Origin of the sequence: Massilia brevitalea (genome assembly GCF_030711405.1) — a bacterium.
Classification (GTDB): domain Bacteria; phylum Pseudomonadota; class Gammaproteobacteria; order Burkholderiales; family Burkholderiaceae_D; genus Telluria; species Telluria brevitalea.
In genome coordinates, this window is the sequence record NZ_JAULSI010000095.1 from 1 (window position 1) to 4,565 (window position 4,565).

Genomic DNA, 4,565 nt, shown 5'->3' on the forward strand with positions numbered 1-4,565 from the left:
CGCCTTTGCTCCCAGCTCTCAAGACGGTGCTGGGATGACGCTTACATTTGTATCAACAGGTAACTTGAATCGAACAATACAGCTTCCCACAATGGGAGGGTCAAGTGAAATCGTAGACTTCGTGAAAATAAAAGCGAGCATTACGAAAAGCCTAACAGCCCGTCTACCAACTCTAGCTAGTGCTATTTGCTCCGGGACAGATGAATCAACCGATGGCCAGCGACAAGCGCCCCTCTTCCGCGGAGAGTGAGTCCGACTACGGTGACACTAGCTCGGCAACTATGCGGCTTCAGACAACACACGTCAGCGGGTACACGTGACGTGACGGAACCAATGTTCGCGAACACTACCGCAGCAAGTACCCGTCATTGTTAACACGACCGCGCCTTAGGGACAGCCTCTTTATTCTTTAAAGAAGTTACATCCCGGGCAAAGATGCCCCCTACTTGCCTACGATAAGCAAGTTCGCATCTTCATCCGGCGGCGTGATTGAAGTCGCCCGGGCATACCGGTTCGCGCAAATGCGCCAGTACTCCAGCCAGACTTCAAGCGAACTTGCTCGCTCCTACCTCACCCCTAGCTGCTGCCCAGTGTGCGCCCATGGTATCCCGCTTGGCGCTCTTGCTCCTCGTCGACCGCGGGGTTTTGAGCCCTCTCCTTCGACAGAGCGGTATACAGACCAGTTTTAGCCTTCTTGTCGCTTATTTGGTCCAAATACTATGCGGGCATTACTTTCGAAATTTGGTCTTGACCTTCCCATCGTAGCAACCACTATCTTGGAATCTCACCTTTCGAAGGAGCTGTTATGTATGAACTGAATGTCTTAAAAATGAACTGTGGAGGATGCGTCCGAAGTGTTACGCAGGCGGTGCAAGCTCTCGACAGCGCCGCTCGCGTCGAGGTCGACCTCGCAGGTAAGAAAGTACGCGTTGCTACAGAAATGGGCTTAGATGCCATCAAGTCGGCCATCATTAATGCTGGCTACCCGGTGACAGAAGCCTCTGGCTCCTAACGCCACCAGGCGGAGCGGGCAACCCGCTCTGCCTCGCTTTCGCAACTACTCACTTGGCATGCGCCTGACCAAGTTTCCGCAGCCGGCATCCTGCTTCGCAAAAGTTCCCAACCCAAATACCTCACCTCCAGCAAGCCCCCGAGCTAAGCGCAGGCACGCGGCTTCGCTAACTCATCAAGAATCGGACAATCTGGATGACTGTCGCCATGGCAGTTGTTGGCCACGTGGTGTAACTGGGCCCGAATCGACTGTAGTTTCGCAATGTCCTCATCGAGCTCAGCGATGTATCTCTGGGCTAACTCTTTCACGTCTGAGCTATGTCGGCCGCGGTCCTGCCAGAGGCTTAGCAAGGTTTTGATGCGTTCAATTGAGAATCCCAGGTCCCGAGAACGCTTGATGAAACGTAGCGTCTGGACATCGTTTTCGGTGTATTGGCGGTAGCCCGAATCGGTACGATTCGCAGCAGAAATCAGGTCAATGCTTTCGTAGTACCGAATCATCTTGGCACTAACGCCTGACGCCTCGGCAGCTTGTCCAATATTCATCATTTACCTCCGATAGCAAAGGCCGGCTTCCACCGGCGGAGAAGCAGCGCGTTCGATACTACGCACACGCTTGAGAGAGCCATTGCAGCTCCTGCAATGATTGGATTAAGGTAGCCTAGGGCAGCAAGTGGTATGCCTACAATGTTGTACACGAAGGCCCAGCCTAAATTTTGCTGAATCTTCCGGTACGTCTTCTTCGATATGTCGATAGCATCCGCAACCAGCCTCGGGTCTCCCCGCATCAACGTAATCCCTGCGGTATGCATCGCTACGTCCGTGCCGGTAGACATAGCAATCCCAACGTCTGCGGACGCAAGAGCCGGCGCGTCGTTGATGCCATCGCCTACCATTGCGACGACCTTGCCACCGCTCTTTAGCGCGGCTACTACATCGGCCTTGTCAGAGGGGAGCACCTGGGCACGAAAATCGTCTATACCTACAGCGATGGCTACACTTCGAGCGCTACCAGCGTTGTCCCCGGTGAGCATGACCGAGGCCACGCCAATATCTCTCAAACGACTCACTGCAGCCTTGGCCGATGGCTTCAACGTATCCCCGAACGCCAGCAATCCAGCCAGCTCGACTTTGCCGTTCTGTTGCACAGCAAGCCAGGAAACTGTTCGGCCGGCGGCTTCATGGCGCGCTGCCGACGCGTCAATATCGCTGAGCACGACACCTATCTCCTCCAACAGCCTACGGTTTCCCAAGAATACCGTCGCCCCCTCAACGTCGGCACGAACACCACGACCGGGAAGTGCCTGTGCATTCGTGGCTGGAAGCCTCCTGCCTGCGCTCTTCTGAGCTTCTGCTTCGACCGCCTTAGCAAGAGGGTGGTCACTATATTGCTGGACAGCCTGCGCCAGGCAGAGAACCTCATTTTCGGTTCTTCCAATTCCTTCGGTAGCAACGACAGCTGGCTTGCCCTCAGTCAGGGTGCCGGTCTTATCGAAAGCCACCACGTTCACTGCGTGCGCTGTCTCAAGCGCCTCGGCGTCTTTGATGAGAATCCCGTAACGCGCTGCGACGCCAGTTCCTGCCATTATCGAAGTGGGAGTCGCGAGACCGAGTGCACAAGGACAAGCGATAACTTGCACTGCTACGGCGTTGAGTAGCGCTTGCTGCCAGTCGCCGGTCAGCAAGCCCCACCCGAAAAAGGTCACAACTGAAATCAGGAGAACAACCGGTACAAACACGGCGCTGACCTTGTCGACTAGACGCTGAATTGGTGCCTTGACCGCTTGCGCGTCTTCAACGAGCTTGATGATATTGGACAGCATAGTGTCGCCGCCAACTGCCGTGGCCTGCAGAACAAGCATGCCCTCGGCATTTACTGCGCCACCGGTGGCAAGGTCGCCGACGTTTTTCGCGACTGGCAGGCTTTCGCCGGTAAGCAGAGACTCATCAAGATGACTGGCACCTTCGACGACCTTGCCATCGACCGGTACACGGTCGCCCGGCCGGACAATAACCAGGTCACCAACGAGGACCTGCGCAACTGGAATCTCGGCATCATGACCACCTCGTCGTACCAATGCGACTGTGGCACGTAACGACTCCAAGGCACGCAGTGCGGCGACAGTTTGATGTTTCGCTCGTGCCTCTAACCATTTGCCCAGAAGAACCAATGTAATGACGACGGCGGAGGTCTCGAAGTAAAGATGCGACATCCCCTCATGATTGCCTTGTGTGAGGAGCAGATACACCGACAGCCCGTAAGCCGAGGTGGTCCCGAGAGCGACCAGGAGGTCCATATTCCCTGTACGCGCAAGGAGGGCTTTCCAGCCAGCCTTATAGAATCGGGCGCCTAGCCAAAACTGGACTGGCGTTGCCAACGCCAACTGCAGCCAGCCAGGTAATGCCAAGTCGATGCCGAAGGGCATGAGCAGCATCGGTAACACAAGCGGCAGACTCAGTAGTGCTGCAGCCGCAACCGGCCACCAGGTTGGAATACTGCTCCGCGGAGCGTCCTGTTGAGCAGAGGCGTCAGTTGCGGCGACAGCGTGATAGCCGGCCTTTTCAACAACTCCAATCAACTGCTCGACTGTGACGCCGACCGCATTGACATGTGCCTTCTCGGTCGCAAGATTCACTGACGCTTCGGTTACGCCGGGCACGTTCTTGAGCGCCTTCTCAACACGCCCTACACAGGATGCGCACGTCATTTCAGAGACCGAGAGCGAGAAAGTTTCACCATGCACCTCATACCCAGCCTTTTCGACAGCGGCATAGAGCGTGCGGGGGCTGACACCTGGGGTGACGTGAACGGTCGCCTTTTCTGTAGCTAGGTTGACAGCAACGTGCTCTACACCAGCAATGGCCTTCAAGGCTTTCTCAACACGGCCGACACAGGAGGCGCATGTCATGCCGCCCACTGGGAAGGTGAAGGCCGCCGCTGCGGCGTTAGGTTTGATGACTGCATTCATTTTGATTCTCCGGTCCTCGATTAAAAGAAGGATAGACCTTCCAGCGATGGTAAGGTCAAGGACTTGTTGCAGTCGAACGTAAGGTCGGAAAAGCTCTGAACTCGACACAAGACTGGGATAGAATCGGTGCCTACACGATTACTGTTTAGATAATTCCATCCAATGCGGCGTTCTTTCCCGTCACTGTTCCGCTATGTTGCTCTGTTGTTGGTGCTTACCGTTTTCAACACGGGAATCGCCATGGCTTCGTACGTCTGTCCAGAGCTGACGGCGAAAGTGATGGACTCTCAGATGATAGACGGCATGCCATGTGCTGGCATGGACATCGAGAAGCCGGTGCATTGCGCTGAACTCTCTGCAGACACTAAAGCATCGCTGGAGCACCACAGTGCACCTCCAGGTTTGGCACCGCTCTCGAATCCAGCATTAGTGCGCATTCTTGTACCGCTCCTGCAGATGGCGTCGCCCACGCCGTGGTCTGGCGAAATTCCCGAGCCCGACGCCGACCCGCCGTACCTCCGTACGCTCAGAATACGAATCTAATTGTTTAGTATCGTGCGATCATATTCCTCGCCGTAGCTGGCC

The 4,565-nt window shown here is 55.6% G+C and carries 4 protein-coding genes; 2 read left to right on the forward strand and 2 right to left on the reverse strand.

Annotated elements, in window-relative coordinates; translation table 11 throughout:
* The first annotated feature begins 805 nt into the window (after positions 1-805).
* Positions 806-1,012, forward strand: coding sequence for a heavy-metal-associated domain-containing protein (locus tag QWL29_RS26285; protein WP_305825808.1), 207 nt, complete (start codon positions 806-808; stop codon positions 1,010-1,012).
* A 143-nt stretch (positions 1,013-1,155) separates the two neighbouring features.
* On the opposite strand, the gene cueR is transcribed toward QWL29_RS26285, so the two are convergent.
* Entirely contained in the window at positions 1,156-1,560 is a 405-nt protein-coding gene (cueR, locus tag QWL29_RS26290) for a Cu(I)-responsive transcriptional regulator (protein WP_308636246.1), read from the reverse strand.
* Positions 1,557-3,980, reverse strand: coding sequence for a heavy metal translocating P-type ATPase (locus QWL29_RS26295; RefSeq protein ID WP_305825809.1), 2,424 nt, complete (start codon positions 3,978-3,980; stop codon positions 1,557-1,559). The genes cueR and QWL29_RS26295 overlap by 4 nt, the downstream gene beginning before the upstream one ends.
* Positions 3,981-4,142: 162 nt before the next feature.
* Between QWL29_RS26295 and QWL29_RS26300 the strand changes: the two genes are divergently transcribed.
* Positions 4,143-4,523, forward strand: a complete 381-nt coding sequence (locus QWL29_RS26300; protein WP_305825810.1) for a hypothetical protein — start codon at positions 4,143-4,145, stop codon at positions 4,521-4,523.
* The last annotated feature ends 42 nt before the right edge of the window (positions 4,524-4,565 follow it).

Excerpts from the sequence above, each read along its gene's own strand:
- cueR (WP_308636246.1), bottom strand. The coding sequence starts at position 1,560 with ATGATGAATATTGGACAAGCTGCCGAGGCGTCAGGCGTTAGTGCCAAG.
- QWL29_RS26300 (WP_305825810.1), top strand. The coding sequence starts at position 4,143 with ATGCGGCGTTCTTTCCCGTCACTGTTCCGCTATGTTGCTCTGTTGTTG.
- QWL29_RS26285 (WP_305825808.1), top strand. The coding sequence starts at position 806 with ATGTATGAACTGAATGTCTTAAAAATGAACTGTGGAGGATGCGTCCGA.
- QWL29_RS26295 (WP_305825809.1), bottom strand. The coding sequence starts at position 3,980 with ATGAATGCAGTCATCAAACCTAACGCCGCAGCGGCGGCCTTCACCTTC.